This window comes from Estrella lausannensis (assembly GCF_900000175.1).
GTDB classification, from domain to species: Bacteria; Chlamydiota; Chlamydiia; order Chlamydiales; family Criblamydiaceae; genus Estrella; species Estrella lausannensis.
The window spans coordinates 1-24,794 of record NZ_CWGJ01000011.1 but is presented as its reverse complement, the minus strand read 5'-3'; the positions used below and the strand labels follow the sequence as shown (position 1 = coordinate 24,794).

Genomic DNA, 24,794 nt, shown 5'->3' with positions numbered 1-24,794 from the left:
AAGGCTAGACGAGAGAATCTGCCTCTTGTTTTCTCAAGTCAAACTCAAGCTTCCACTCACGTCCCGCTTCCGACCTGCAGAAAAGCTCCAGTACACCAAGTTCAGTGTAGCGCACTTTCAGCTTCACAAAGACAAAGGGGCTGTCTCCCTCTTCTCTTGGCAGCACGGTCTCGATCGAATGGAGCTCCGTCAAGGTCGACTCCGGCTTGCTTACCCACAGTCCGGTCGCTAGCTCCCCTTGCGGAATCGTTTTTTTATCAAGCGAGAAGAAGCGGAAGGAGGCGATCTCACCAATAGCCAACTGAAATTCTTCGCGCTCCAGCATCGTTTCTGTCCCCTCTTCCATTCCGATGGGTGCAATGCAGAGGGCGCGGACGGGAGGCTTTCGTCCCGGTACTGCCGGCATCGGCTCTTCGACGCCGATGAAATAGCTGCGGGAGAGTCCGCTCTTGATGCGGACAGCTTTGCCCTCTTTGGAAAATCCGTAATAAACGGCACCGATGGAGACCGCATGGTCCAGATCGTGGCCGGGAAGGGCTTGGGGAGCGGGCTTGCTTTTTTCGCGCGCCCAATTGGCGAGGGTCTCCAAGATTCTATCCTGCAGCGCCGACGCTTTCATCGTTCCTCCGTTAAAGAGGATAAAAGCCGGAGTGGTGATATCATCGCCGTTTGTTAAAAACTTAGACAACTGCGCCGTGATCCTCGGATCGCTGACATAGGGAAGCCCCGCTTCCTGAAAGCCAGCTCTCTTATCGGCAAGGGCCTTTTCGCTGCTCGGAATGATCGGGCAAAAACCATCTAGAATGAGGGCTAGCGCCTCCTCCTTTTCTATTTTGGCTTTTAGAGAGCCTCCGATCAATTTGGAGCCTCTGCCCATAATAGAGAGATCCGCGCTCTTCTTTTTCGAGCCTTCAGCGAGAAGCTCCTCTTTTGCTCTCCTGGCCGCGTGCTTTAGCGCTGTAAGCTGCCAGCTGTCGATGGAGTGGCCGAGGGCTTCGAGCTTATCTTTTGCAAGGTACGCCAGCGAGAGGTCGATATTGTCGCCTCCCAACAGAAGATGAGGACCCACCTGCGAACGGGTGAGCTCTAACGCCCCTTCCCGATCTTCGACTTTGATCAGGGAAAAGTCTGTCGTACCCCCGCCGATGTCGACGACCAAGATATCATCGCCTACTTTAAGCTGTGAGCGCCAGGCATCACCCTGGGCGCCAAGCCAGGCATAAAAGGCCGCTTGCGGCTCTTCTAAAAAGACCGCTTCGGGATACCCGGCCAGCTCCGCTGCCTCCTGCACGAGCTGCCTGGCGGACGGATCAAACGAGGCAGGCACTGTGATCAGAATTTTTTGCTCATTGAAGGGGGCGTCCATCTTGCTGTCCCACGCCTCTTTTAAATGACGTAAAAGGCGTGCGGATGCTTCAAGGGGACTTGCCTTGCGGCTTGGATCCTTGGAATTAAATGGAAGGTTTTTAGCCCGCCTGTCGACAGAGGACTGGCAGAGCCATGATTTAGAGGAGGCAACCAGCCTGTCAGGCACCTCTTCTCCCCGGCTTTTGGCATAGGCGCCGATTACAAAACGACTCCCCTCTTCGCTCACAACCTCAAGCTGTCCCTCTTCTTCTTCCAGAGGAAAATAGATAAAGGAGGGAAGGCTGAATAACTCCTCCTTAACACCGGGCGCGGTCATCTGGGGTATGGCAAACTGCTTGACCGCGATTGGATCGCTCTCTCTTTCGGCATAGGCCATTGTGCAGTTAGTGGTTCCTAAGTCGATGCCGATGATGTAGCGCATCTTTTGCATAAGCGGTCGTCCTTTTGTCTTTAGCGAACTTCGATCTCGGCGGGGTAGATTACGGCGAGGCCGTCAACACCTGCCTTGGTGGCTTTCCAACCGCTATGACGAACGATTCCCTGAAAAGGGGGATGGCCGGCGGCGTTGCCGACCACTTTTATCGCCCTTGCGTCATAGCCTTGCGGTACCGTGTAAGAGGAACCCTCTTTTTCTTGAAGCACAGGCCTGATGGCCACAGCCTCTTCGAGGGTTTTGCGGCAGTCTTCATGGATCTTGCGTACACAAGAGCCGATGTCGGCGTCCGGATAAGAGACGATCTCTTCCTGTAAGAAGTCGACCAGGCGGCCCTTTTGCTGCAAAAGGGCAAGCATCTCAAGGCTGCCCGGCTTTGATTCGTCTTTTTTGAGCTCCACCCTCGGCTGACAAACTTGGGGCTGTCCCTCGACAAACTTCTTTGCCTCTTCCGGCTTTTTGAGTGCTTTAAAGAAAGCTTGTATCGCGAGTTTGAAGCTCATTGAATTTCTCCTTAATCATTAATCTTGCATGAGGGCCGGCTCTAACAGCTCGAGCTTGTCTGTCATCTGGTGATCTGCGGAGATTACCCCCGTCTGAATGCCCATTTCAATTAAGAAAGAGATCATAAAGAAAGAGAACACGGCGATCAAGAGGATCTTTCCTCCGGGAACCCTGAAGGAGTTCTGAATGCCGAGTCTGTAGCGGCCGATCCAGATCATCAGCACCGGGATCATCCCGTTTAAGATGGTATCGCCGATACCACCCGACGTCTCCATGGCGACCATGAAAGCTCTCTCAAACTGAGTGGAGAAAATCAGCGTCGGCACGGCAATCATCGTACCAAGGATCAAGATACCCTTGCCCTGCTTTTTGATCGAAAAACCGTCGGCCAAAAAGTCAAACAGACCAAGCCCCATCGCCAGATAAGAGGTGACGATCGCGAACAAGGTGAAAAAGCGGGAGATCGTGATGATTAAAGAGCCTTGGACATGGCTTTCAATAAACTGAGTAGCCGGCACCGACTGACGGTTTGCCTCGATCAAACCCTCCGACCCCTCCACGGGAATAATCCCCAAGATGAGCATCTGCCAGATTGCATAGACGATAAAAGCGATGGTTGTTCCGCCAATGATCGCGATCCTTAAAGCCTGCGGGTGCCTTTTAAGAATGGGAGTCAAACTCGGAACCATCGTCTGAAAACTGAAAGATGTCAGAAGGAAAGGAATGGCGAGCGGAGCCAGTCTCCAGTTGGCAAATTCCAAAAATTGCGGTTTCACTTCATCGACTCCGGAGGAGATGAGTAGGAAATAGGCGCCGATCATCCCTGCGAAAAGAAGGGTGTTGACTTTACCGACAATCTCCCCGCCGAAGATAATGACGAAAGTGAAGGCCAATGTCAGGATGATTGCTCCGACGTCTTTACCGATCGGGATGTCGAAGGAGTAGCTGAGGAAGTGGGATATCTGCGCTCCTCCGCCCGCCGCGTAGGCAACCAGGGAGGCGTAAGAAATGTAGAGAAAAAGCACCCAGGCGACCGCTTTTCCCACCGGCCCGAGAAGCCGCGATGTCATGGTGATGACATGGCTCTCCCCTTCCATCCAAAGACTTACTTCAAGCAGAAGCAGAGCCGAAATCGTCATTCCCAGCCAAGACACTGCCATCATGGCAAGAGAAGGGATAAACCCTGATCCGCCCGAAGCGACGGGAAGCCCTAACATCCCACCGCCGATGCAGCAACCCGCAACCAGCAGCATGGTGGAAATTATACTTCGTTTCGTAGTCTTCTGATGATCGGCCACTTCTTCTCCTTTGTTAAAATTGATGATCAATTTTAAGTCATCGAATTATTCAACGCAAGAATATGTGTTGCGCTTGCCAATTTATCATTTACTTTCCTATAATACTTCAGCTTCAATACTTAATGGATTTTATTTATGGGAATTCCTCCTATTGCCGGTGGCTCAAACCAGCCTAATATTCTAACCGATGACGTGGAGCTATCCCTCATCGAGCAACTTCCTATCGAAGTGCTAAATGTGATCTTCTCTCAATCGGGTTTCTCCTGTGCCTCTCTCGCTGAGACCAATTTCTCGTTCAGGGAGCTAGTCCTAGGCACATCCCACCTTAAGATCCATCATCTGGCCGCCAAGTTTATTGGCTTGGGCTTCCAGGCAGCCGAAGCTCTTCCCCCAAGCAGTCAAAGAACTCTGCTCATGACAAACTCAGCCCTCTTTTTAGCCCCCTGCAATCCTGAGAAGGCGAAGAAAGCGTTGCGAAGGACCGTGAGAGCCACCGAATCGACGACGACAACCGCCCGCAAAAAAAAGCAGCACGAAATGAAAGCCGCCCAACTGGCCGATATCGCGCTATCGTCTCTGCCGTTAGACCCCCTCCTTGCACGGGAAATCCTGAAAAAGGCGCAAGACGAAGCGATGCAAAGTAAAAATCGCCTAAACCGCGCATTGGCGCTTGGACGCGTGGCTGAAACAGCGGGCGCCATCGATCCGTCAATCCAAAGGCACATGGCCGATTTAGCGCTTCAGGAAATCCAAAAAATGCAAGTTGTCGGCGAGCTCCTTAAGCCGCTTTTTGGCACCCTGGTTCAATATGAGCCCGTAAAAGTGATGAAAACCATTGGTCTCCACAAAGACCCGGCTGGGCGAGCGCAACTTTTAGAACATGTTCTCCACAAAGTTTCCAACACGGCGTTTTTAGAAATATTACCCCTTGCACTCTCCATTGCCGCCAGCGTGAGCAATGAAGAGGGCGATGAAGGACTTCTCGAAGGCGACCAAGCACTTGGCCACGATGCCCTGATGGGACAGATCGTCACCCGCCTCGCTCCGCTGAATGCAGACGCTGCAATCGACATTGCTAAATCAGACGGCCAAAGCATTGATTACCTAATCTCCTGTATTGTCCAGGCGATCGCCAAAACCTCTTTCGATCAAGCGCTCGTGCTTGCCAAGTCCATCAACGATGCCGCGCTCCGACTTGAAGCGCTTCAAAAGGTGATGCTCTCGCTCACCTCCGAAAATTGCCTTAAAGCCTGTGTCGTGGCTACCCAGTTAAATAATGAGCAGATTGATCACGACCTGACAATGGCCATCATCCGATCGGAAGCCAATAACCATCCTGCACTCGCGCTGGCAAGAGCGGACGAAATCAGAGATCCCACCCAGCGGGAGCGTGCTTTCGTCTCCCTCTTCGATCAGTGGACTGAAGGGCAAAATCAGACAATATTCTCCCACCTGCATGAGTTGAAGATCTGGATGAACAAGTCCCGGCAAGCGCTCAAAATCATCAAAGCATTCCCTGGCCTTGGCGATACCGATCTGAAGGAGCTCTTGAATATGATCAAAACTCCCCTTGAAAATATCGAGGCACAGATGGTGGTAGCTAAAATCTTAGAGCCAAGCAACCTTCAGCGCTCATCCGACCATGCGCTTGCCTCGATGAAACAGATTTTAGAAATTCCGCCACAGAGCAGCTTGATGCTTGACCAACTGAAAAGTGTCATCGCCGATTTCGCCAGGATGCAGCCAGCCCAAACTGTGACGATTCTTAGAGAAGCAAAAGAGAAACGGTATCACGAGAAACTCGTAGCCTACCTACTTCTTTTCATTGCCGAGGCAAGACCCTCCGAGGCGCTTGACTACATGAAAGATCTGGTCTGGGCTCCACAACTGCGGCACGAGATTATGGTGGCGGTGGCCAAAGGCATTGCCGCCAGGGGTAAGCCACAGGATGTCGCCCTCATCGATACTCTCTTGAATTTGATCCATTCCGAACCATTATCGGCTTCCAAAGTCGAGTTATATCTATCGATCGCTGAGGCACTTACAAATACACGCCCTATTACAGCCAGCTAGATCGCTTAAAAAAACGGCTACTAAACCCACTCTCCCCTTACAAAATTAAAGAATTTTGTATATAATAGACCTATACGGGGGGAGGGGTTATGGACACCCAGGAACCTAAGTCCAACCGATCTTACCAGCAAAATTTCCATATTAAAGAACAAGAAATCAGAGAAGTTGGCAGTAAATCTGGCAGAAAGCGGGATGACTCAGCACGCCCTGCGTGTGCACACAGCCGCGCTCCCGTCTGTCCCTGCGCGAGCGGCAGGAAAGATTCCTTGCCTCAAGAGACTTTTGCAATGGATAGGCCCGATATTGAGGCCTACCACTCCCCACTCCCGGTTACACATCTTCCATTAAAAAAGAGAATCAGACACTGGCTTAGGAAAGTTGTGAAATCTGTCGGCAATGCCCTGATCAGCATCTCTGCCTTTTGCCTGACTGGGTTGGCGAGATTTGCTCATCGTCTTCAGGGCAAAGTAGATTGCAAAGATTTAGCGAAGGGAATGAGCGCCCTGGGCCGGTCCCTTTTCCGCCAGCTGAAAGAGGCTCCCACGATTGAAGGCATCTTTCAGCCCCCGCCAAGTCCCTCCGCCCAAAATGCTCTGGCGAAACAAGCTCTCGCCAATCCCCGCTCCATCGCCGATCTTAAAGAAATAGAGGACACTCCCCTCTCCCCACCGCTCCTCGCGGCGGCCATTCTGTCCCTCGCCCGCCTCTATATCGATCTTGCAGCTGCAAAAAAATTGCTCCACCCGCAAAACCCTGCCATGCACCGCGCCTTCTTAGATGTGCAAGAGGCGATGCAGTGGCTTGTCAGCCATAAAGAAAAGAGCAAGATGTGTTGGATCGGGCTCGCCATCTCCTCGCTGCCCTTCTTCAAGACGATGCGTCTGGAAAACTACCCGCTTCGCTTCCAGGGAGCTACCCCGCTGGAAGAGGAGTTCTTGTCATTGGTCATCGATAAACTGGCAGAAAACCCTGTCGATCTGCAGCGTGAGCTGATGCTTGTGCCGCTCATGACCGAGTTTGCCCACGCGGATGACATGAAGAAAAGACAGCTGATCGACAGCCTCAAAGTGCTAGACGTCTAAAAGAAAGAGGGAGTCTTGCACACCGCCGATGATCTCGACTCGCCTGTCTGGATGCACCAAAAGATCATATTCGAGCCTTACACCAAACTCTCCCCTGAGATAGATGCCGGGTTCGATGGAAAAAGCCGTGGCAGCGATCACCTCGCGGTCGTCATGGGTCTCGTAGTTGTCCATGTTGGCGCCATCGCCATGAGTTTCCGTGTGGATGTTGTGTCCGGTGCGGTGGATAAAATGGGGGCCGTACCCCTTTTTCTGAATGACTATCCTTGCGGCGTCATCGACTTCATACCCCAATAGGGTCTCTCCCGCCTCCACTCTCTTGATGACAAGATCCGTCGCGGCCTTCTGAGCTTCTCGCACCAGAGCAAACACCTCCTGAAAACGGGCGGGTGGACTCATGCCGGCATAGCCCATTTTAGTGATGTCGCCATAGATGGAACCTGGTTGGTCTTTTTTGCACCACAGGTCGATCAAGACAGGATCTCCTTTCCTAATCTCTCCCTCCCCTCCTGCGTAGTGGGGATTGGCGCTATTTTTTCCCGCCGCGCAGATCGGTGGGCTGTCGGTGATATAGCCCTTTTTGTCGAACGCTTCCTGAATAAAGCGCTGGACAGACGCTTCTGTCACAGACTCGCCTTGCTGCAGACGCTTTTCAATCATCAAAAAAGCGCTTGTGGCAGTTTCCTCAAGAAATGCTCCTGCCTGCTGCATGGTGTGGATCGCCTCCTCATCCATCACTACTGTGAAATGCTGGAGTAGGTCCTTGGAAGAGAAGACGCTTGCGCCAAAGCCGGAGATGAGTTCGACGATGCCGGCATCGACCTTGGAGACATACGGGATCGCCCCCAGCGGAGAGTACTCCATGGCAATCTTCTTCCCGCGCGTCACTTCCGCGATACGTTCATGAAATGCCTGCCAGCCGGCATAAGACACTTTTCTTCCAGGGAGATGATCGAGATGAAAATCTTCAATCGCATGTACGATCTTGACGGGTTCGCCCTCTGCCGGAATGAAATAGGCCAGGCGGCGCGTTAAGTGAGCGCTCTCTTGCAGCTCAAGAAATTTAATGGCCAATGTATTGGAGCGCCTGAAATCATATAAGAGCCAGCCGTCGAGCTTCTTCTCCCTTAGAATCTTTTGTGCCTGCTGAATTTTCTCCATGCCGCCTTTAGTGGTAAATGGTTTGGATGATCGCAAGACTGGCCGCAAGACGCAGCGTCGGATAGGGTTCGTTCAGCTTTTCTGCAAGAAAGGGAAGCTGCTTTTTGTTGCCAATGTGGCCGATCGACTCGAGTACTTTGATCTTCAAGTCACGGTCAACACCCTCATACGCCTCTTCCAGAATCTCCAACGCGCGCCCTCTGTCCCTCCACGATGCCAACACGACAGCTGCCTGGACACGAACTTTTTTATCCGGATCATCCAGCAGCTTTTTCACCGATTCTTTGGCCTCATCATCGCCCTCTGTCATGAGAAGCGCCGATGCCACACCCGTGATTCCCCAGCGCCGCTCCGTCAAAAAAGTGCGGAGCATGGTTTGGGTTTCGGGATCACCCTTCACAGCCAGGAGATTGATGAGCTCGAGTCTGACAATCTGGTTTACCGCCTCCGGGGTGATGAGCACGTCGCCGGAAAAGCTCAGCTTGGAAGGTGCGATGGCGTCTCCTAAAATATCGCTGACAACGGCCAGACGCTCATCGCCGGCGAGCGCCTCTTTAATGGTCGTAAGCGCCTCTTCGTCCTCGATGCCAAGCTGCACCATACCCACCGCCAAGTTGAGCCGCACGTAGGGACAGCGTGACTTACGAAACGCTTTTTTCATCAGCTCCATGCCGGGCACGCCCGTTGAGGAGATGGCCGAGGCTGTCTTCACACGCACTTCGACGAGCGGACTTTCAAGACACTGAAGGAACAACTTCTCGGCAGCCGGAGGATCGATTAAGGTCATGAGCCAGAGAGCGTTAATTCGTGTGGAGATATCTTTTTCGTTTAAAAGAGGAGTCAGTTTTTTGCGTACAGCTTCTTTCGGAAACTCTCTTTTGTCCATCATCCGGCCCAGAGCGATCAGGGCGTAGCGGCGCACATCGCGGTGTGTATCGCTTAGGTGGTCGACTAAAATATCGATCTCTTCGACCAGGTCGAGATGTTCGATCGCGACAGCGGAGAGCGTGCGAAACCCCACCCGCTGACTTTTCGCCATGCGGCGCAGGTCCTCGCTACGAAGGGAGCGGTCCATGTTGACATAGGCTTCGATCGCTGCCGCCTTGGCTTCGTCCCCTTCGCGGTCACTGGTTATGATGTTGATGAGTAGCTCTTTAGCTTCGACGATCTTCATCGACCCGGCGGCCCGGATGGCGTCCAGCTTGAGGTCATAAAGACGCTCTTTCGCGATGATGCTGAGCATCTCTTGCTGCAAGGTCTTGTCCCTGAGCTTGGCTGCCAGTTTGATGCTCGCAGACCTGACGAGGGCGCTTTGATCTTTGAGCCCCTTTTGCAAAATGGCAACCCCCCTTGCGTCATTGGCATGAAAGGCTGCGAGCGCTGAGAAGAGCCTGAGGGCGGGCGTGCAGGAATTCATGCCCATGCGGATAACGCCGAAGGCTACCTCTTCTAAAAAATCGGTATGCTCGGGGTCGATGCCAAAGCGGCTGCGGTAGTTCTCAAAAAGAGTGAGGCCATAGCTTTCCTGTCCGGTGTAGAAGGAAGCGACGATAAGATCTTCTATGGCTGTGCGGCTGCCGGGATTTGCCTCATAAGCCCATTTAGCTTCTTGGAAAGCCGTCTGATAGTCCTTGATAAAAAGATGAGCGGCCACGCGCCTCGACGCGGCCGAGTCATCGGGCGGGGCCGAGTCATCGGCCGCTACCGATGAAACAAAGAGCACGCCCGCGGCGGCAAGGGAAAGGAGGCTACGCTTCATTTGATGAGCTGGCTGACAGACTTAAACTCGGGGGCTTTAGAGTTCTGCAGCAGCTCAAAGAGAATCGTTTCCACGGAACTGACCCGTGCGCCGATATCTCTTAATTCCGCAATCGCGCTGGAGTAGTCGTAGACGGAACGCGACGAGATGGCATCGTTTAACACAACACACTGCTTGCCGTGTAGAATAAGGTCTTTTGCAGTCTGCAGGATACAGACATGCGCTTCGATGCCAAGAAGGATCCAGGTGTCTACCGACTCTTTCAAAAGGGCTTCTTTAAGTTTGTCATCTTTAAGGCAAGAGAAGAAGGTCTTGCTGAAGACTCTCTCTTGATCAATGAGGCCCTTCAGTTCGGCAATGGTTCCGCCAAGCTTCTCGGGATATTGTTCTGAGACGATGTAGGGAAGGCCCAAAAGCTTAAAACCTTTGATGGCTTTAATCATCGCTTCCGAAGCTTCAACCGGATTTTCGACTAAAGGAAAGAGCTTATCTTGGACATCGACGAGTAAAAAGCCCGTTTTGCCCCTTTCGACGAAACGGTTTCTGAACGAAGCGTTCATGGGATACCCCTTTTCGATTTATGCCATCGGACCTAAGCGTTCGCCGCCGATAAGATGGAAGTGGAGATGAAAAATTGTCTGACCGGCCTCTGTACCGTTGTTGGTGAGCAGGCGGTAGCTCTCTTCAACATCATGCTCTTCCGCCAGCTTCTGCGCAACCGCAAAGATCTCCTGAAGCAGAGGGAGGTCCTCGGGTTTAACCGACTGGATATTTTTGATCTCTTTCTTGGGCATGATCAAGATATGAACCGGGGCTAAGGGGGCGATATCTTTGATCGCGATGATGTGGTCGTCTTCGTAGACTATGTCCGCGGGAAGTTCTCGTTTGATGATCTTGCCAAAAATCGTGGTCACGCTGTCTCTCTTTGTTGCTGCAGGATGATGTCTAAAGCTTTCAGCGCATCTTCTTTAGTCTCCCAGACGGAGATAAAGCGTCCTTTGTGGCAGAAGATGGCCCCTTCGATGCCTGTCCGTTTTTTAAGCTCCTCTTCGAGCAGTCCGGCCCACTCTTTCGGCAGAGGCCAACGGACGCGCATTTTGTCGTGGGGCGAGGGTGGTATGCCCCGGACTTTCCAGTGAGTTCCCGAGGGCATGACGATAAACTGGGCGGGATGCTCCTCGCCGCCAAGTTCAAAAAAGACGTCCATCCAGGGAATGGCTCTCTCAAACAGGAGGAAACTCTCGCTCGTTTTCATCGCTTCGGCAATGATTTCGCGACAAGAATGATTGTATTGATAACGGTCCCAAAGACGCTGTACATGGCCTCTTGAAAAGGTGAGCGCTTCCCGAAATGCTGCCTCCAGCTCCTCTGGTTCAGCTTCGTAGTGAATCGGCGTGAAGTTGGCGAGAATGTGGGAGTAGGTGCAGACGCCGGGAATCTGGGGGTCTAAGCCGTTGTCGTGGTTGTCGACGCCTCTGACCAGACTCTCGTTGAAGAAGTGATACACCTCTTCGGTGATGATCTTTTGGTTTTTCAGGTAGAGCAGCACCATGCCGGCAGACGAAAGAGGGCCCTGGTAGTCCACCTGATGGTGGTCAAACAGCTTTTTGGCCGGTTCGTATATTCCGCCGACATCGCAGATGTACTCGCACTGGGCAAGCAGCTCAGAATCTCTTGTGCGGATGATTTTCTCTTCGTCGATGAGGCCAAAAACGATCAAAAGAGCACAGGCAGTCACCTCGTCGGCATGGAATGTGCCGTCGTGGATACCGCAGCTTCTGTTGACCTTTTTTTCCACCATCTTGTCGTATCGCCTGACTACGGACTGCTCGAGAGCTTGTCGCTCCCTTCCTGCCGCCACCCTTTTTTCTTGAATATTCTGCATCCTCTTCAGCCTTTTCCACTCCTGCCTACCGGTCTTTCTTACCAAAAACCGTGAAACGAGCCAAGAGTCAGCTTATTTGGGAAAGGGCGGATTATACTCCGACTCTTTTTTTTTAAAAACCGAGAAATTAAAAAGACGCGCAATTTACAGACAACTTGTGAACAAATTGCCTCGCAAAGCGTTTAAAAAAATACCTTGGCAAACATCCACAGCAAAAACCACTCTAAAATCAATATTTATCCGATTTACTTACAGTTATTTATGATACTCAACCTCGTGCAGAACGATCGCTAAATCTTCTCTGACAAATCGAGCGTAAATCATGGTAAATTTCATTTTTACCGACAACCCCTCTACAGTTTTCCCACAAAAACACCCACTAAAGACCAATACTTTACCAAATCATAGCGTACATTCTCCGTACTAAATCCGGTCTTTTATGGGTAAAATCTTTGCACAACTCTCTCAACAAGCTGGTTATTAACCTCTTAAAAATCCCCTTCAGTCTGTAAACAACAGCATCCAAACGGCACCTTTTGTAAAAAGGAGCACTGTGGTAAATATGTCCCTTTCTCATAACCCTAAGCCGGCCTCTTCTTGGATGGAAGGGTTGTGAACCAGTCATTGAAAGTAAACATTTCCACTAATTTAGCTTCATATCCGCGCCCCGCTAAGCTGTAAAGGGACTCCCCTTTTGGCAAAGTCCATGAAGCGTTTACTTCCTTGTTGATTGGTTCAAAGGCTTTACTAGTTTTTCATCTCGAAATGGAGAGAAGACTCAATGCCCGCGATTGAATACTACCTAGACCCCGCCCACTTTGACCTTGTCACTCCTGACGGTAAGATCATCAGCATGCAGCGCATCGATGACAAAACTCTCGAAGCGATTGTCTTTATCGAGAATATCTCCCCTGTGTTTGTCGGCTTTCAGATCGACCCACAGCTTATTTTTTTCAACGTGAAGAGCACGTTGGCCCAAGTCGGAGTCGACGGCATCGGGATGGAATATAAACTCGACCAAAAAAGCCGCTCTGCCGAAGTACGCGTCCAGCTGCGAGCTATTGGCGAGCTCGCGAAAGAGATGCTGAAATACATCGCTGTCGGCGCAGAGATCGGCAAACTGTTTGCCGCTGACGACCGCCGCCGGGTGCGCGATCCGGAATACCTCTCCCGGATGTTCGGCCGGGCCGACCGCTGGGGAAGACCTCTTCTTTCTCTTGGGGGGCTCCATGGCAGCGACGACCTCATCCTCGATAAGATCGATGGCCGCACCGTCGCCTACCTATCCTTGCAGGTGGGACGAGTGACCTATTCCAAAGAGATGCTCGGCTTTTTGCCCACCCTGGGAAAAGCGCTGGTATCCAATATCAAGACCCGAAACATGATGCGCCTGCATCAGGAGTGGCACCCGCACCTTCCCCGAAATATTACCGATGAGGAGCTGCTGCTCGTCCGCACTCTCCCCCTGCACATCCGCACAGTCTTTGCACGAGTTGTCGACAATCTTCTGGCCGATGGCTATAAACACACGAGCGCAAGCATCCTGCAGCCGGACACCAAAGCCTCGGGCGACATCTATGAACTCTTTGGCGGCAGCAAACGCGAACTCTCCGATATTCCGCTCGAGTTCTACACACTGGAGCCCTACCGCGAGCACGTCTTCTTCTCCGACCGCGACCAGCTACAAAGCGCCCTGGAGAATGACGACGCCCTCTTCAACGCTTTCGCCACCGCTCCCGGAACGCTGCAGGAGAGAGCGGCAACTTTTGTCGTAAAAGGCAACCAGCTCCTTAACCTGACAGCTGAAGACTGGATCGTCCGCGAGACAAGGTCCTTCGATTTTCCGGGTACAACCCATATCGAACGGCAGGCGCAGCTTGTCGAGCGCTATATCGAACAGCAGCCAACCTATCCCTTCTTAAAAAGTATCAATGACGGGGCGATCACGAGCCAGGGCATCCTCATGACGCGCTACTTCCCCTCTCCCCTCCTTAAAAGGATGCTGCTTGGGGATATGACCCAGCGTTTCTTGAAAGGGATCTATTTTCAATACCCCTCGCTCTCCGGCGACGGCTTTTTCTCCTCGGAAGACAGGGCTCTCCTGCACGACCTGGAGAAATTTGCCATTCCGGTTTTCTGGGTGGACGACTCGACTAAAAAGATCCTGCGCTATGCCGAAAAGGGCGGTCGGGATACAGGGATGTTCGTCCCTCTTTCCCAGCTCGACACTTTCCATAAAGCAACCAGTATCGGCATCTATGGCTCCAACTTAATGCGGGGTGACTTTGAAATCGAGCTGCGCGAGCTGCTTGAAGGCCTGCTTAAAATGCGAGAAACGGTGAACCACCCGCTCCTTGGCAAAGACAAGCCTCTGGCGCTGATCACCGGCGGCGGCCCTGGAGCGATGGAGGTGGGCAACAAAGTCGCCACCGAACTTGGCATCTTATCGTGCGCCAACATCGTCGACTTCCGCCCCAAGCAAGGGGGTGTGGTCAATGAACAAAACCAGAATCCCTTCGTCCAAGCCAAGATGACCTACCGCCTCGACAAGCTGGTCGAAAGACAGGCAGAGTTCTACTTAGACCTACCCATATTCCTCGTCGGAGGGATAGGCACCGACTTTGAATTTAGCCTGGAAGAGGTCCGCCGAAAAGTGGGAGCCCAGAGCCCGACGCCCATCATCCTCTTTGGCGGGTCAGATTACTGGAAGAAAAAGGTGACTTCCCGCTTCCAACTCAATTTGGAGTCCGGGACGATTAAAGGTTCTGAGTGGCTAAGCAACGGCTTCTTCGCAATCCAATCGGCTGCGGAAGGGATTGAAGTGTACCGCCAGTTCCTGACCGGCAACTTGCTGATTGGGAAAGAAGGCCCTATCTATCCCAACGGATTTGTCGATATGGCACACGACAAGCTCGCCCTCAAGCAGCCAACATAGAGACTTTCCACAAACTGCAATTGGATGATTTTTGCGGGATACGTCAGGGATAAACTGTTAAGAGGAAGTCTTGCACTTCCTCTGTGGTCTTTAACGCAGCGTCCAGGGCGGCGGAGGTTTTCACAAGCTCTCCTTTGACACTCCGATCCCATAGATCTTTTGTGACCAGTTGAAATTGTAAAACATCACCAATATCGCTTTTACATGTAATTTCCACTGCGTTTAGCTTTTCCGGCTCGTCAGTTAATTCTATAACGCGATGTCTCTGCGCCAACTGGTCGAAAAAGCTGAGAAACCCCCAAGGTTTCGGGTCTTTCGATTTGAAGACCTTCACGCCGATAGCCAGCGTTTTCACTCTCTCATCTTGGGGTGAGGCACCCATCCTAAGGAAGTATGACGCCTGGCCAAAGTCTAATAGCGGATTCATAAGCCCCTTCCTCGTTTTATTCTTCATAGACTTGTTTGATCATCGATTTATCCAGCTTGCCAACGAAGATGGCCTCATTAAGAGGCACGCCTTGAATGTTATCGATCCCCATGCCGGTCAATACACGAATCACTTCGGCTTTGTCTTCCGGCCTGTTGACTACCGCTCCGTAAATATAGTCGGGTCCAACAACATCTTCAAACATCACTTCTGCCGTAGGAAGCGTGTAGTTGTTCGCTCTCTGTTTTTTACAGATGTCGCTTAGCGTCTCCCTCTCAGTCATCATCTCCCCTCTAAGCCCCCTCTCCGGCCGCTCTTTCTGTGCCACGCGCACCATCTTTTTGCTGACATGATGGGGATTTCTGATCCCTGCCCTGTCTTTTGCATAGCCATATGGCAGGCGTTCTGCGAGGCGGGCATCCATGAGCAGTAAAATATTTCCTTCGATCGCATACGAGCGCCAATCATGTGCTGATTCAAACTGATTGTCTGTGAGGGGGCGGGTAAACACCTGGTTGGCAGACCCTGTCTCGATATTCTCTTCCGGTGCGTTTCCCGCGCCGATGATTCCCATTTCAAATCTTTCGAAAGTACTGATCAGCCCTCCTTTCAGGATATACCCAAGAGTTGTGGCGGCGCTTTCGATTTTTTGTGTCTTATAAAACCCCTTACTCAACACCTCTAACGGGTTGAAGGTGACGCCGTCATGCCCTAAGGTGGCAGCAAACCCTCTGCCGCCGCTAAGCCAAAAATCTTTGATCGCGTGGCTGTCGACATATTCCATCCGTCCCTTGCCAACATCTTTCAGATGCATGTTTTCGGCTCTTTTTTCGATCATAACTTTATCGGCATTGCTTACGATCGCATCAAGGGTTTCCTCCCTCGAACTCTGCAAAGCAGTCTCTTTTGGACGCACAGCATTGGCGAGCCTCGCTTTGTTCTCTAGCATGACATCTTCCCGCCTGGATTGCATCATGGCTGTGGACAGCCCAAACAGCGTGAGAAAGGCATAAAGATCTTCAGCTTTTACACTGGCATCGGCCGTTACGTTGATTTTCTGATACTGATTCCACTTCTCGTCGTTAGTTCCGATTGTCAAAGTGATCTTCCCTGAACTATCTGTGTAGGAGACGGCCTCCCCGGCGTTCACTGTAACCGTATCTTTATATGTATTGTCGGACCTGTCAAATGTCTGATAGGTCGCTTTGGTAATCTCCTGCTTTATGCTTTGGTCTTCGAGCAACCCCGATTTGGATAGAAAACTCATGCGACGGCTCAACTTCTCTCGCTCAGCCTCTCCCACGGTAAATGCAAAGCAGAGATTTTCCGTAGTACGGCCTCCGCTCTCAATTTTTTTAAATTGACAGCGTACATTTCTTCTCCTGACCGTCTGATCTCCCGCCTCCAGCCAGGTCGCTGATTTTTTCGACATGTCGGCAACTCTACCGATATCACCCACTGGATGGGAGCTTGAGATGCGAATGCCCTGACAGCCTTCAATGTAGGCCTTAGCGCGCTGCGTGCGTTGCTGCAAGAGACAGATGTCGGCCAACTGGTTGAATACACTGACGAGCGTAGTCTGAAGCATGGTGCTTGCTGCATTGGGAGCGATGTCTTGAATTAAAGTGTTCGCTGAGAAAAGAAGTCCGTGCAAATCCTCGATCTTTTCACGATGATTGATAAACATGGCGGAAGTGTCCCCGACAGAGGACTTTAGACTTTCATGCACAATGACAGAGGCTCCCTTGATAAGCTCGATGGAATCGGGAACTTTGCCCGACTCTTTGTACTCACGCAGCAAGGATTCGGCTAGCCTCTGATGGCTCTCACTCACCACCTCCTTAAGAAGCGCTTTGACAGCGGGCTCTTCAAGAATCACGTGGTTTGCACTGCCAAGGATCCTGATAACATCCCCCTCTGATTTTGCCTCTTTAAGGCTATCAGTGAGCTTTACCATGCTGCTTTGCCTCACAGCGATGTCACCTTGAATCAACGCATGGAGATCCTTAAGACCTTGAGACTGATCGCTCTTCTTAATCTGTTTATTCAGTTCAACAGCCCACTCTTTGAGCTGCTTTATGGAGACCGATTCAGGAGAGCGCCTCAGAATATCGCCTATGGCGTCTGACTGCTTGGCCAGATTAAAAAGGAAATCTTTACCCCCAGAGAATGCCTCCTGCTTAGCATTCAGCCAGGCATCTTCGAAATTTTCCAGATCCATTTCCTGAAGCACATTGGGGTCGGTGAGAGTTTCGAAGGCTGAAGTTAATACATTATCTGCCCCATCGAATTCATCTGCGTTGGGGATCTCATCGCTGTCCAGTTCCTTGATAATGCAATTGAGCCGCAGGTGGAGACTGTAACTTTCTCGCGCCAGTTTCTCGTATGCAGTGCTTGCCTCTTTCTTATCGGTACCTCTCGTCCATCTCTGCTTGCTTTGCTCCAGATAATCTTGAGCTACTTTGTGAAGGGCTCTTGCCGATTGCTCTATCGCCAGATCCAGTTTTTTGATGTTAAGATCCCTGCTACTGTCGGGATCTTCCAAAACATGAGCGTCCAAAAGATTTTTCAACTGACCGTTGACTTTCTCTATCTCGCTTGTGACGCTGCGCCAATCTGCTTTTTCGCTCCCATAAGACCAGTTCGTTACCGTTTTTCCGATGGTAGCGCTCCACGCTCCGATCAGAGAGTTTTGGTCTACCTTCTGCAGCTCAAGATCCCCATCCGGTTTGACGTAAAAGTAATTCCCGTTTTCAAATTGTCCAATTTTGTCATAGGCCCGCTGGCAGCTGTTGTAAAGGTTACTATAATCCGGCAACATACAAGACCCCTAACCCACACAATCCCGATAGAACCTATTTTAACACATTTGTTAATTTTTAAATTTAAACTCATACTCTTGTTTATAAATTAACACACGCCAAAACATACACTTTTAACTGAAAATACTATCAACAAAACACACGATACAAAAAGGAGGGAGCCGTCAGAAGTTAAACATCTCGAAAGGAACAGCACATATTAGCCGAACTTCAGGCTAGGAGACGACACAGTGCAAATGAGCCGACACTAAGCAAATATTCCTGCAACCGCTTTGCTTCTTCAGGAAAATCTGAGTGCTCGGGACTGCCATGGCTTGCGCCGCAGATGACAAAAACGCGGCTACGGTCCAGGCTTTTTTGAATTTTAGTGATGAGTTCAGTCTGACGCTCTGGAAAGGTCTCACTGATTATGGCTCTGCAAAAGGCACGATAGGCCAGATCAACAATCTGTTTTGCCTGTAATTGAAAATCATGAATCTCCGCTTGGTTCACCGAGGGGGTCTTCAGCCACTCGCCAATCGTAGCCAGATCAACTCCCCTGCCTTTAAGCGAATCCGCCTCTTTGAACCCCATCAAAATCTCGCAAGCGATCATTTTTCGCCTGAAGGCAGTCTGTTCGTCTTGGAGCTTATCGATCACCTGGCTGGCGTAGAGATATTTTTTTCTTTGCTCTTCAACCTGTTTGAGCGTCTGGGGATTTTCCCAGCACTCGGTCGCCGCGGCAATTTTCCATGTGCCCACCACTTTCATGCTCTCGGCAAGCAAAACATCTGTTTCCTTGAGCTTCAACCCTGAAAGGATGTTCCAAATATGGGGATAGTGGCTGGGTGCTTTGTGGTTCGTCAAGAACACGACGATTTTTGCCGATTCGAGGCTTTCTTCATCGGATATGCACTCGAATGCTTCTGTCCGATAGGTTGTCAGCGAGGCTGCATGTGAAAACATAATAAATTAAATCCAAGTAAAACAAACTTCAATTTTACAACAACAAACAATTTAATGTTAATAATTAATTAAGCGACCATCAAAACAAAACTTAACTAAAGAGACCTTAATACGATTGATATGAGAAGATTTTCAGGAAAGCCCTACCACCCCAAATTTCGACACCACAATCTCTAACGACAGTTCCTATTCAGAGAACTCCGGGCAAGATACCCCACTGATGGCCGCAGCATACTACCGCGCTAGACGTCTTTGACCACACAATCTCTGAGAACGAACTTTTTAAGATGCTTAGAATCAAACCGCTTCAGCAAAACTAGACACCTTCTGCCGAATCCTAGATGGTGCTCAATACCCAAGGGAGCTGCCTTGCTCGATACAAAGCGCGGGCGTAAGTGGAAAGCCCCCTTAGAAATCTTCAGGGGCTTTCTGTGCTCTTTTTACACTTACAACTTTTTTTCTGCTTGAATCATGTTGAATAGGGCGACTTTTACAAACGGGGGGATCTCTTGGGGAGGGACTTTGTCCTCATCCTTGTATGAGCCCGAAGTAAATGTCTTCAAATAATTGGGATAGTCCTTTTTGACGAGGTTGATCCAGTAGTTTCTTGCGTAATGCGGATGCCCGCCCAAAAACTTTTTCAGATCGCCATAGGTGATGGAGAAGATGTTGATGAGGTCGCCCTCCTCGAAAAAGTTCTTCCAGCCCTGATAGGCAAGACGCACCTCTAAGGGCAGCGCCTGCTTGGAGAGTTGCGAGAGATCTTGTTGCGGGCTGATGTCGAGAGACTTGACCATGGCGGTATACTCCGGCGGGGCCTCGCTCCACTTCTCCGGCAGCCACTCGGGCGATTGCACTAAGAACTCAAAGAAGTCCTGCTTGGAGATGATCCTCTGCGTGTACTCCTCTTTGATGAGCCTATCCCAGGTGTGGTAGAGAAACAGCACTTCCGGTGGGGCGATGACCCGCTGATCTGCATAGCCTGCTTTGATGCCTACCCTGTTTTCGAGATCGAAGCCGGTCAGATAATCGCCTCGCGACTTAACATTCTGCCTCAAAAGATTAGGAAACTGCCACAGGAATACAGACATCTGGCGGTTAGTCACCTGAAGGAAGGGCTTGTCTTCGGCCGCTTTCCTCATGAACTGCAGCATGGAGCCTGAATAGCCCCAGATGATCAGAGCGAAGGTCAGGAAAAATGCCAGCCAGACGAAGAAGAGAAAAGGGTTTTTCTTGGGAGGCTTTCTTGTGGCGAGATCCTGGTCGGGTATCTCACGCACAGGCGGCTCTTCAACCGCCTGCCCTTTTCTGTCTTCGATGACGTCTTTTGGCTCTGGATCAAGTGGGTTCATGCATGCCGCCTTTAATAACCGTATGTCGCCCTGACGCTGAAGTAATTGGAAGCTTTTTTGCTGAACTGACCATCAACGTTGTAGCCGTCATGGTATTCGGCAAAGATTCTGAGCTTCCTATAGCAGCCGCAGGTCTTTCCCCACTCATAACCGATGACGTATGTCTGGTCGATGTGCTCGGAGAAAGTGTTATAATAGAGGAAGTCCATCCCGAAGAAGGGCGTTCCGTAAAGATGCTGACAGGGATCATAAAATCCATAGCTGTAAAGATGCAGTTCCACACCGGCGTTGGCGTAGAAGTTTCCTGTGTCAAACGACTCGTCATGCTGAATGACCCAGCCAAGACCGCTGTAGAGCCTGATTTCACTCGTGAGCATGTTGGATACGTAGAAGTCCAGATACTCCGCTGACGGGTTTCTTCTGTCGAAGTTAGGGTGGTTGAGCAGGAATTCATCCCCGATATGGGACGAAATGTGATAGGGCCTGATCCTGAACACCCAGTTGCCAACGGCATACTCGATTGGCAAACCGATGTAGTAGTCTGCGTTCATCAAAGGAGCCGACTCATGGCAGGGGTCGAATACCGCCCAGACGCCGCCATCGAGGTTAATCTGCAGCTGTCCGCACCAGGGCCATACGTTGCACCAGCGGATGAAGGCGATGTTGTCTGCAAAGGATACGGGAATGACGTTCTTTGTCAGAGCCTGGTCGTTAAACCTCCAGCCGGCGGAATAGGTCAGCTGCCTTGGCGATGCCAACAGGGGCTTAAATAAAGGACCTTCTTCAGGTAGCCACACGCCCCAAAGACCGCAATGTCCAAAGGCTGCGTCGCAGTCCCCTGCCATGTGAGGATAGGGCCCTCTCCAGTAGCAGTTTGCTGCTCTCTCCCATTTTTGTGCGTCAATGTCGCTGCACTGCGTGCAGCAATCGCATGGACAGCCGCAGGACTCTCCTGCTACTGCTGCATGCCCAACTAAAAGAAAAAATGCCGTGATAAGAAGACGGACCATAGTGCTTGCTCACTCCGCTAAGTGTTGAGTCTCTTGTTTTGTAAGAGATTTTTGATACCCCATTTCACCATAAGAGAAAAGCAAAAATTGATTTCACATACATTTCCGCCTAAGAAAAATATTGCGCGGCTTCTTCCCAACCTGCTACACTAGTTTTTCCTTTCCCGGGGCAATAGCTCAGTTGGTTAGAGCAACGGACTCATAATCCGTTGGTCCTTGGTTCAAGTCCAAGTTGCCCCACTCTTTTCACTAGTTCATATCTTTAAGCTGCCATATCAACAATCTGTTAGCCTATTGCATACCCCTTCACAGCTTCCCGAAGTAAAATCCCGTTCATCTTTGCCCCAATTCACACGCACTCTTCATGCCCAACATGTCTAATTTGATTTCAGATTTCTTGCATTAGTACTCCCCGTGTCTGTTTATACTGGTTATACTCTGCCGAAATCTAAGTCTTAATCTTACCTCATACAATTAAGGCAGGTGGCTCTGTCTAGATGAGAAGCACTCCACATGAGCTATCTGGGAAATCGGAAAGCCCTTGCTGATATTTAGGGACAATAGAACCGAATTTACGAGCGTATCGGTCATCAAGTGGAATGAATTAAAACGGTTAAATGGCCATATATCAAACCGAGAAAGCTCATGCAGAACGATACGATAGAAAGTTTTAATGACAAAGTACGAGACGAATTTTTGAACCAACATTTGTTCTTAAACCTAAAAGAGGCCAGACATTTAGCTAAAGAATGGAGCTTTGATTATAATCGAAAACGATCTCATAGCACTTTGAAGGTTCTATCTCTCGAAGAATTTAAGAAGGCTTTAGAAAAGAACTCATCAAAAATTTGGTTAGCTTGAGATTTTCCACAAGAAATTGAGCCTAAATTTTGGGCAAGTCAACACCAGTTTGATTGTCCGATCAATTCCTATTCAGGATATTTTAAAGTTAACTGCGGTAATACGGCTTTACGTAAGTTCCATTTTTTCTGTAGTACCCGTTAACATAATTAGTTCGTGCTCTTCCAGTTGTTTTACTAATTTCACCATATCCATTTGCTGAATTTGAGTACGAATTGTTTTTAGAAGATGATTGAGAATTTAATATTTTTTCTGAGTCTTCTTTGCAATTGTTTCTGTTAGATGGAATCAGTAAAATTTTGAGAGCTTTCGCATTAGTGTATTCTTTTATACGTTTGTCTTCATCAAAAGATAAACTATTAGATCCGTAGTACCAGCGATCGAAATAGGCATCAATTTTTTCAGGTGTTCCGAGAATTTCAAGAACCTCGTCCTTAGTACTTCCAATTGTTAAGTACTTAGCACCTGACTCATCTACTAGAATTTGCCCCCAAGTTGTATTGGCAAAAACAGACATAAGTAAAAAGAGGAAGAGAAAAAAATTTTTTTTCATTTGTTTTACTTAATATTTTTTCGCGATAATGGTTGCCATGTGTTTTTAAGAGACAACCTCTTTAACACCAGTTTCTATTGTATCGATTTTTTTAGTTCTTCTACTTCATGGTTATCTTTAGCAATTTGAATATTTACTTTTTGCAAAGAGTTTGTTCGTATGAAGTTTTTAGAAGCGACCAGCATGTAGGGAAAAACATATCGAAGATCGCCTGATTCTCCATTACTTATTGCTGCTGTTTTCCAGAGATCATAGACCTTTCCATTTTCGCGGAATTTTTCAAGATCGACTCCTTCCAGAGTTAGATTTCTAAAATAGACAACACCCACGCCTACATTAGTTTGCGAGCCGATGACACCATATTGTGGGGTGTACGTGGTATTTTGCGAATATGTGGCACAATTTCCATATCTAGTAACTGACCCATAAGTGTTACTCTGCGCGACTCCTGTCTGGCCCCAAATTGGTGTGGAATATGTGTATTCATAAAATTTAGGATCACTTACCCCGTATGAGAGAAATATACCTACATCAGCATCTTCAGGATTCGATACTTTTTCAAAACCAATGCTTTCTAAAACTTTTTCTGTGTACGCAGAGAATTCCGCATATTGTAAGTTATTTTCGTCGACGTCTTTATTTCCGGGAATAATAATAAATTTATTTTTTTCAATAGCAATAGGTGAACTTATTGAATCGACAGTTACATTGAAAGGTGTACTACATCCACAAATCAATATTGACATAAAAACCATGAACAAATTGGAAAGCCACATCTGTAAATATTCCTTAATTTATCGAATCGATTTTTTAATTAAATTCACGTCAATCACTCCTTCACGAACAATACAACTCGAACCTGATATTTTTTTTGATTTTTGAAATTTTAACACCGCATAATCCGTGTATTTCGCTGCATCAGATAAAATCACATAATTTTTGTGCTCTCGATCTACGATCTCGTGTGCTTTTGACAATTCTACATGTGAGTAACAATATGTTAGATTGAAAACCAAAGAAAGAACCAACAATTTTCTGATATTTTTTAGCATAAATAGATTAACCTCTTGTTTATTTTAGCATTAGATAGTCTCAAACAAAGCCATTTTCAGCAACCACAATTAATTTGTAGTCACAAATCAAGTTGAAATAGACTCAAAAACCTCGTGTTTTAAATCAATAATTTTTCATGCTATTTAACATGGATTTCAGAAAGTATTTATTTTCCTAATTAGAACAATCACCTTCTCATCATAATGTAAACCCATCCAAATAAAATATTGAGTAGACACACTGTTATCCCACGATTGTGGATGAGGTTGTTATGAGCGTAAATTTTCACCCGCTGCCGGTATCGTGGAGTGCTCCCCATTTAGATCGGACCGCTTAACTTTGGAGTGCTCCCCATTTAGACCGGACCACTTAACTTGCTCGTAAGACATTGGAGTAAGACTTAAGAGTAAGACTAGGCGTATGACTGAATTTAAACTTATTACCTCGGTAGAAAGAAGAAGGCGATGGACCCTCGAGGAGAAGCGCCAAATCATCCAGGAAACCTACCAATCCGGCAACTCTGTTTCCCAAGTTGCTAGGAAATATGGTATAACTCCCAGTCAGCTATTTCAGTGGAGTAAGCGGATGGAAGACGGAGCTTTAGAAGGAATCAGTTGCCAAGATGAGCTATTACCTAAAGCTTGAGGTCAAAGAGTTCGAGAAAAGAATCAGGGAATTAGAAAGGATTTTAGGTCGTAAGACCCTTGAAAATGAAATTTTGAAGGAAGCCGTAAGAATAGGTTGGAAAAACAACTGGTCTCACGGCAGCCATTTCAAGTCTTTAAAGATTTAGAATCAGACAGATAGCGGAGGTTATGCAAGTGTCCCGCTCTAATTTGATTCAAAATTTGAATGGTCAGAACAAGAGACCAGGGCAATACAAAATTGCGCAAGACGAAGCGCTGATTCCTTTGATTCAAAAGATCATCAAGGAAAGACCGACCTATGGTTATCGTAGGGTTTTGGCATTAATGAACGAGGAACTCTCGAAGCAAAACAAGACATTTGTCAATCATAAGCGGGTTTACCGCTTGAAGAAGCAAAATGGCCTTCTTCTGCAGAGAGCTCCCAGAAGACCGAAAAGAGCTCATACCGGAAAAGTAGAAACTCTTCACAGCAATACTCGATGGTGCTCTGACAGCTTCTCCATTCAATGCAAAAATGGGGATCAAGCCATGTGGCTTTCTCGCTCAATACGTGCGACTGTGAAGTAATGCGCTATATTGCTTCTACCGTAGGAATCGATGGGCGAGTGCAGTTGCCCCTATAAAGC

Annotated in this window: 19 protein-coding genes, 1 tRNA gene and 2 pseudogenes; 7 read left to right on the top strand and 15 right to left on the bottom strand. The window is 49.0% G+C overall.

Features of this window, described 5'->3' with window-relative positions; all coding sequences use genetic code 11:
• Positions 1 to 4 precede the first annotated feature (4 nt).
• From ELAC_RS03210 to ELAC_RS03200, 3 genes are read right to left on the bottom strand one after another with little or no spacing between them, the layout of a single operon-like run.
• Entirely contained in the window at positions 5 to 1,798 is a 1,794-nt protein-coding gene (locus ELAC_RS03210; RefSeq protein WP_098037843.1) for an Hsp70 family protein, read from the bottom strand.
• A 20-nt stretch (positions 1,799 to 1,818) separates the two neighbouring features.
• Positions 1,819 to 2,304: a DUF2760 domain-containing protein gene (locus tag ELAC_RS03205; RefSeq protein ID WP_098037842.1), complete on the bottom strand. Its 486-nt coding sequence runs from the start codon at positions 2,302 to 2,304 to the stop codon at positions 1,819 to 1,821.
• Positions 2,305 to 2,322: 18 nt separating this feature from the next.
• Positions 2,323 to 3,603 carry an amino acid permease gene (locus ELAC_RS03200; protein ID WP_275425081.1) on the bottom strand — a complete coding sequence of 427 codons (1,281 nt, stop codon included), beginning with the start codon at positions 3,601 to 3,603 and terminating at the stop codon, positions 2,323 to 2,325.
• Between the two features lie 135 nt (positions 3,604 to 3,738).
• Between ELAC_RS03200 and ELAC_RS03195 the strand changes: the two genes are divergently transcribed.
• Complete coding sequence (locus tag ELAC_RS03195) at positions 3,739 to 5,676, top strand: hypothetical protein (protein WP_098037841.1); 1,938 nt, start codon at positions 3,739 to 3,741, stop codon at positions 5,674 to 5,676.
• Between the two features lie 89 nt (positions 5,677 to 5,765).
• On the top strand, positions 5,766 to 6,758 hold the full coding sequence (locus ELAC_RS03190; RefSeq protein ID WP_098037840.1) for a hypothetical protein: 993 nt from the start codon (positions 5,766 to 5,768) through the stop codon (positions 6,756 to 6,758).
• Here the strand turns inward: ELAC_RS03190 and ELAC_RS03185 are convergent.
• From ELAC_RS03185 to ELAC_RS03165, 5 genes are read right to left on the bottom strand one after another with little or no spacing between them, the layout of a single operon-like run.
• A complete protein-coding gene (locus ELAC_RS03185; protein ID WP_098037839.1) occupies positions 6,747 to 7,919 on the bottom strand; it encodes a M24 family metallopeptidase in 1,173 nt (390 codons plus the stop codon). The two genes, ELAC_RS03190 and ELAC_RS03185, sit on opposite strands and share 12 nt — an antisense overlap.
• Before the next feature lie 7 nt (positions 7,920 to 7,926).
• Positions 7,927 to 9,678 (bottom strand): HEAT repeat domain-containing protein, encoded by a 1,752-nt coding sequence (locus ELAC_RS03180; RefSeq protein ID WP_098037838.1) that lies wholly within the window; start codon positions 9,676 to 9,678, stop codon positions 7,927 to 7,929.
• On the bottom strand, positions 9,675 to 10,238 hold the full coding sequence (locus tag ELAC_RS03175) for an isochorismatase family protein (RefSeq protein ID WP_098037837.1): 564 nt from the start codon (positions 10,236 to 10,238) through the stop codon (positions 9,675 to 9,677). The genes ELAC_RS03180 and ELAC_RS03175 overlap by 4 nt, the downstream gene beginning before the upstream one ends.
• A gap of 18 nt (positions 10,239 to 10,256) precedes the next feature.
• Positions 10,257 to 10,592 (bottom strand): histidine triad nucleotide-binding protein, encoded by a 336-nt coding sequence (locus ELAC_RS03170; RefSeq protein ID WP_098037836.1) that lies wholly within the window; start codon positions 10,590 to 10,592, stop codon positions 10,257 to 10,259.
• Complete coding sequence (locus tag ELAC_RS03165; RefSeq protein WP_098038182.1) at positions 10,589 to 11,479, bottom strand: MYG1 family protein; 891 nt, start codon at positions 11,477 to 11,479, stop codon at positions 10,589 to 10,591. Before ELAC_RS03165 ends, ELAC_RS03170 begins: the two co-directional genes overlap by 4 nt.
• Positions 11,480 to 12,344: 865 nt before the next feature.
• On the opposite strand from ELAC_RS03165, the gene ELAC_RS03160 reads away from it, so the two are divergent.
• A complete protein-coding gene (locus ELAC_RS03160; protein ID WP_239414336.1) occupies positions 12,345 to 14,498 on the top strand; it encodes an LOG family protein in 2,154 nt (717 codons plus the stop codon).
• A 43-nt stretch (positions 14,499 to 14,541) separates the two neighbouring features.
• On the opposite strand, the gene ELAC_RS03155 is transcribed toward ELAC_RS03160, so the two are convergent.
• The 5 genes from ELAC_RS03155 to ELAC_RS03135 form a co-directional block, all read right to left on the bottom strand.
• Entirely contained in the window at positions 14,542 to 14,925 is a 384-nt protein-coding gene (locus ELAC_RS03155; protein ID WP_143406423.1) for a hypothetical protein, read from the bottom strand.
• A 16-nt stretch (positions 14,926 to 14,941) separates the two neighbouring features.
• A complete protein-coding gene (locus ELAC_RS03150) occupies positions 14,942 to 17,746 on the bottom strand; it encodes a hypothetical protein (RefSeq protein ID WP_098037834.1) in 2,805 nt (934 codons plus the stop codon).
• Positions 17,747 to 17,957: 211 nt separating this feature from the next.
• A complete protein-coding gene (locus tag ELAC_RS03145) occupies positions 17,958 to 18,692 on the bottom strand; it encodes a hypothetical protein (RefSeq protein ID WP_098037833.1) in 735 nt (244 codons plus the stop codon).
• Positions 18,693 to 19,138: 446 nt separating this feature from the next.
• Positions 19,139 to 20,044, bottom strand: a complete 906-nt coding sequence (locus ELAC_RS03140) for a hypothetical protein (RefSeq protein ID WP_098037832.1) — start codon at positions 20,042 to 20,044, stop codon at positions 19,139 to 19,141.
• 11 nt (positions 20,045 to 20,055) lie between these two features.
• Positions 20,056 to 21,054 carry a DUF1207 domain-containing protein gene (locus ELAC_RS03135; protein WP_098037831.1) on the bottom strand — a complete coding sequence of 333 codons (999 nt, stop codon included), beginning with the start codon at positions 21,052 to 21,054 and terminating at the stop codon, positions 20,056 to 20,058.
• A 166-nt stretch (positions 21,055 to 21,220) separates the two neighbouring features.
• Here ELAC_RS03135 and ELAC_RS03130 point away from each other — a divergent pair.
• Together ELAC_RS03130 and ELAC_RS12050 are read left to right on the top strand one after the other, a co-directional pair.
• Positions 21,221 to 21,294 (top strand) — tRNA-Ile (locus ELAC_RS03130).
• A 363-nt stretch (positions 21,295 to 21,657) separates the two neighbouring features.
• On the top strand, positions 21,658 to 21,915 hold the full coding sequence (locus ELAC_RS12050) for an integrase core domain-containing protein (protein ID WP_420810326.1): 258 nt from the start codon (positions 21,658 to 21,660) through the stop codon (positions 21,913 to 21,915).
• Between the two features lie 88 nt (positions 21,916 to 22,003).
• Here ELAC_RS12050 and ELAC_RS03120 read toward each other — a convergent pair whose 3' ends face one another.
• Positions 22,004 to 22,468, bottom strand: coding sequence for a hypothetical protein (locus ELAC_RS03120; protein WP_098037829.1), 465 nt, complete (start codon positions 22,466 to 22,468; stop codon positions 22,004 to 22,006).
• Between the two features lie 74 nt (positions 22,469 to 22,542).
• Positions 22,543 to 23,244, bottom strand: a complete 702-nt coding sequence (locus ELAC_RS03115; protein WP_098037828.1) for a hypothetical protein — start codon at positions 23,242 to 23,244, stop codon at positions 22,543 to 22,545.
• A 697-nt stretch (positions 23,245 to 23,941) separates the two neighbouring features.
• On the opposite strand from ELAC_RS03115, the pseudogene ELAC_RS12045 reads away from it, so the two are divergent.
• Together ELAC_RS12045 and ELAC_RS12040 are read left to right on the top strand one after the other, a co-directional pair.
• Positions 23,942 to 24,373, top strand: a pseudogene (locus tag ELAC_RS12045) (transposase); the annotation flags it as partial.
• A gap of 77 nt (positions 24,374 to 24,450) precedes the next feature.
• Positions 24,451 to 24,776, top strand: a pseudogene (locus ELAC_RS12040) (IS3 family transposase); the annotation flags it as partial.
• Positions 24,777 to 24,794 lie beyond the last annotated feature (18 nt).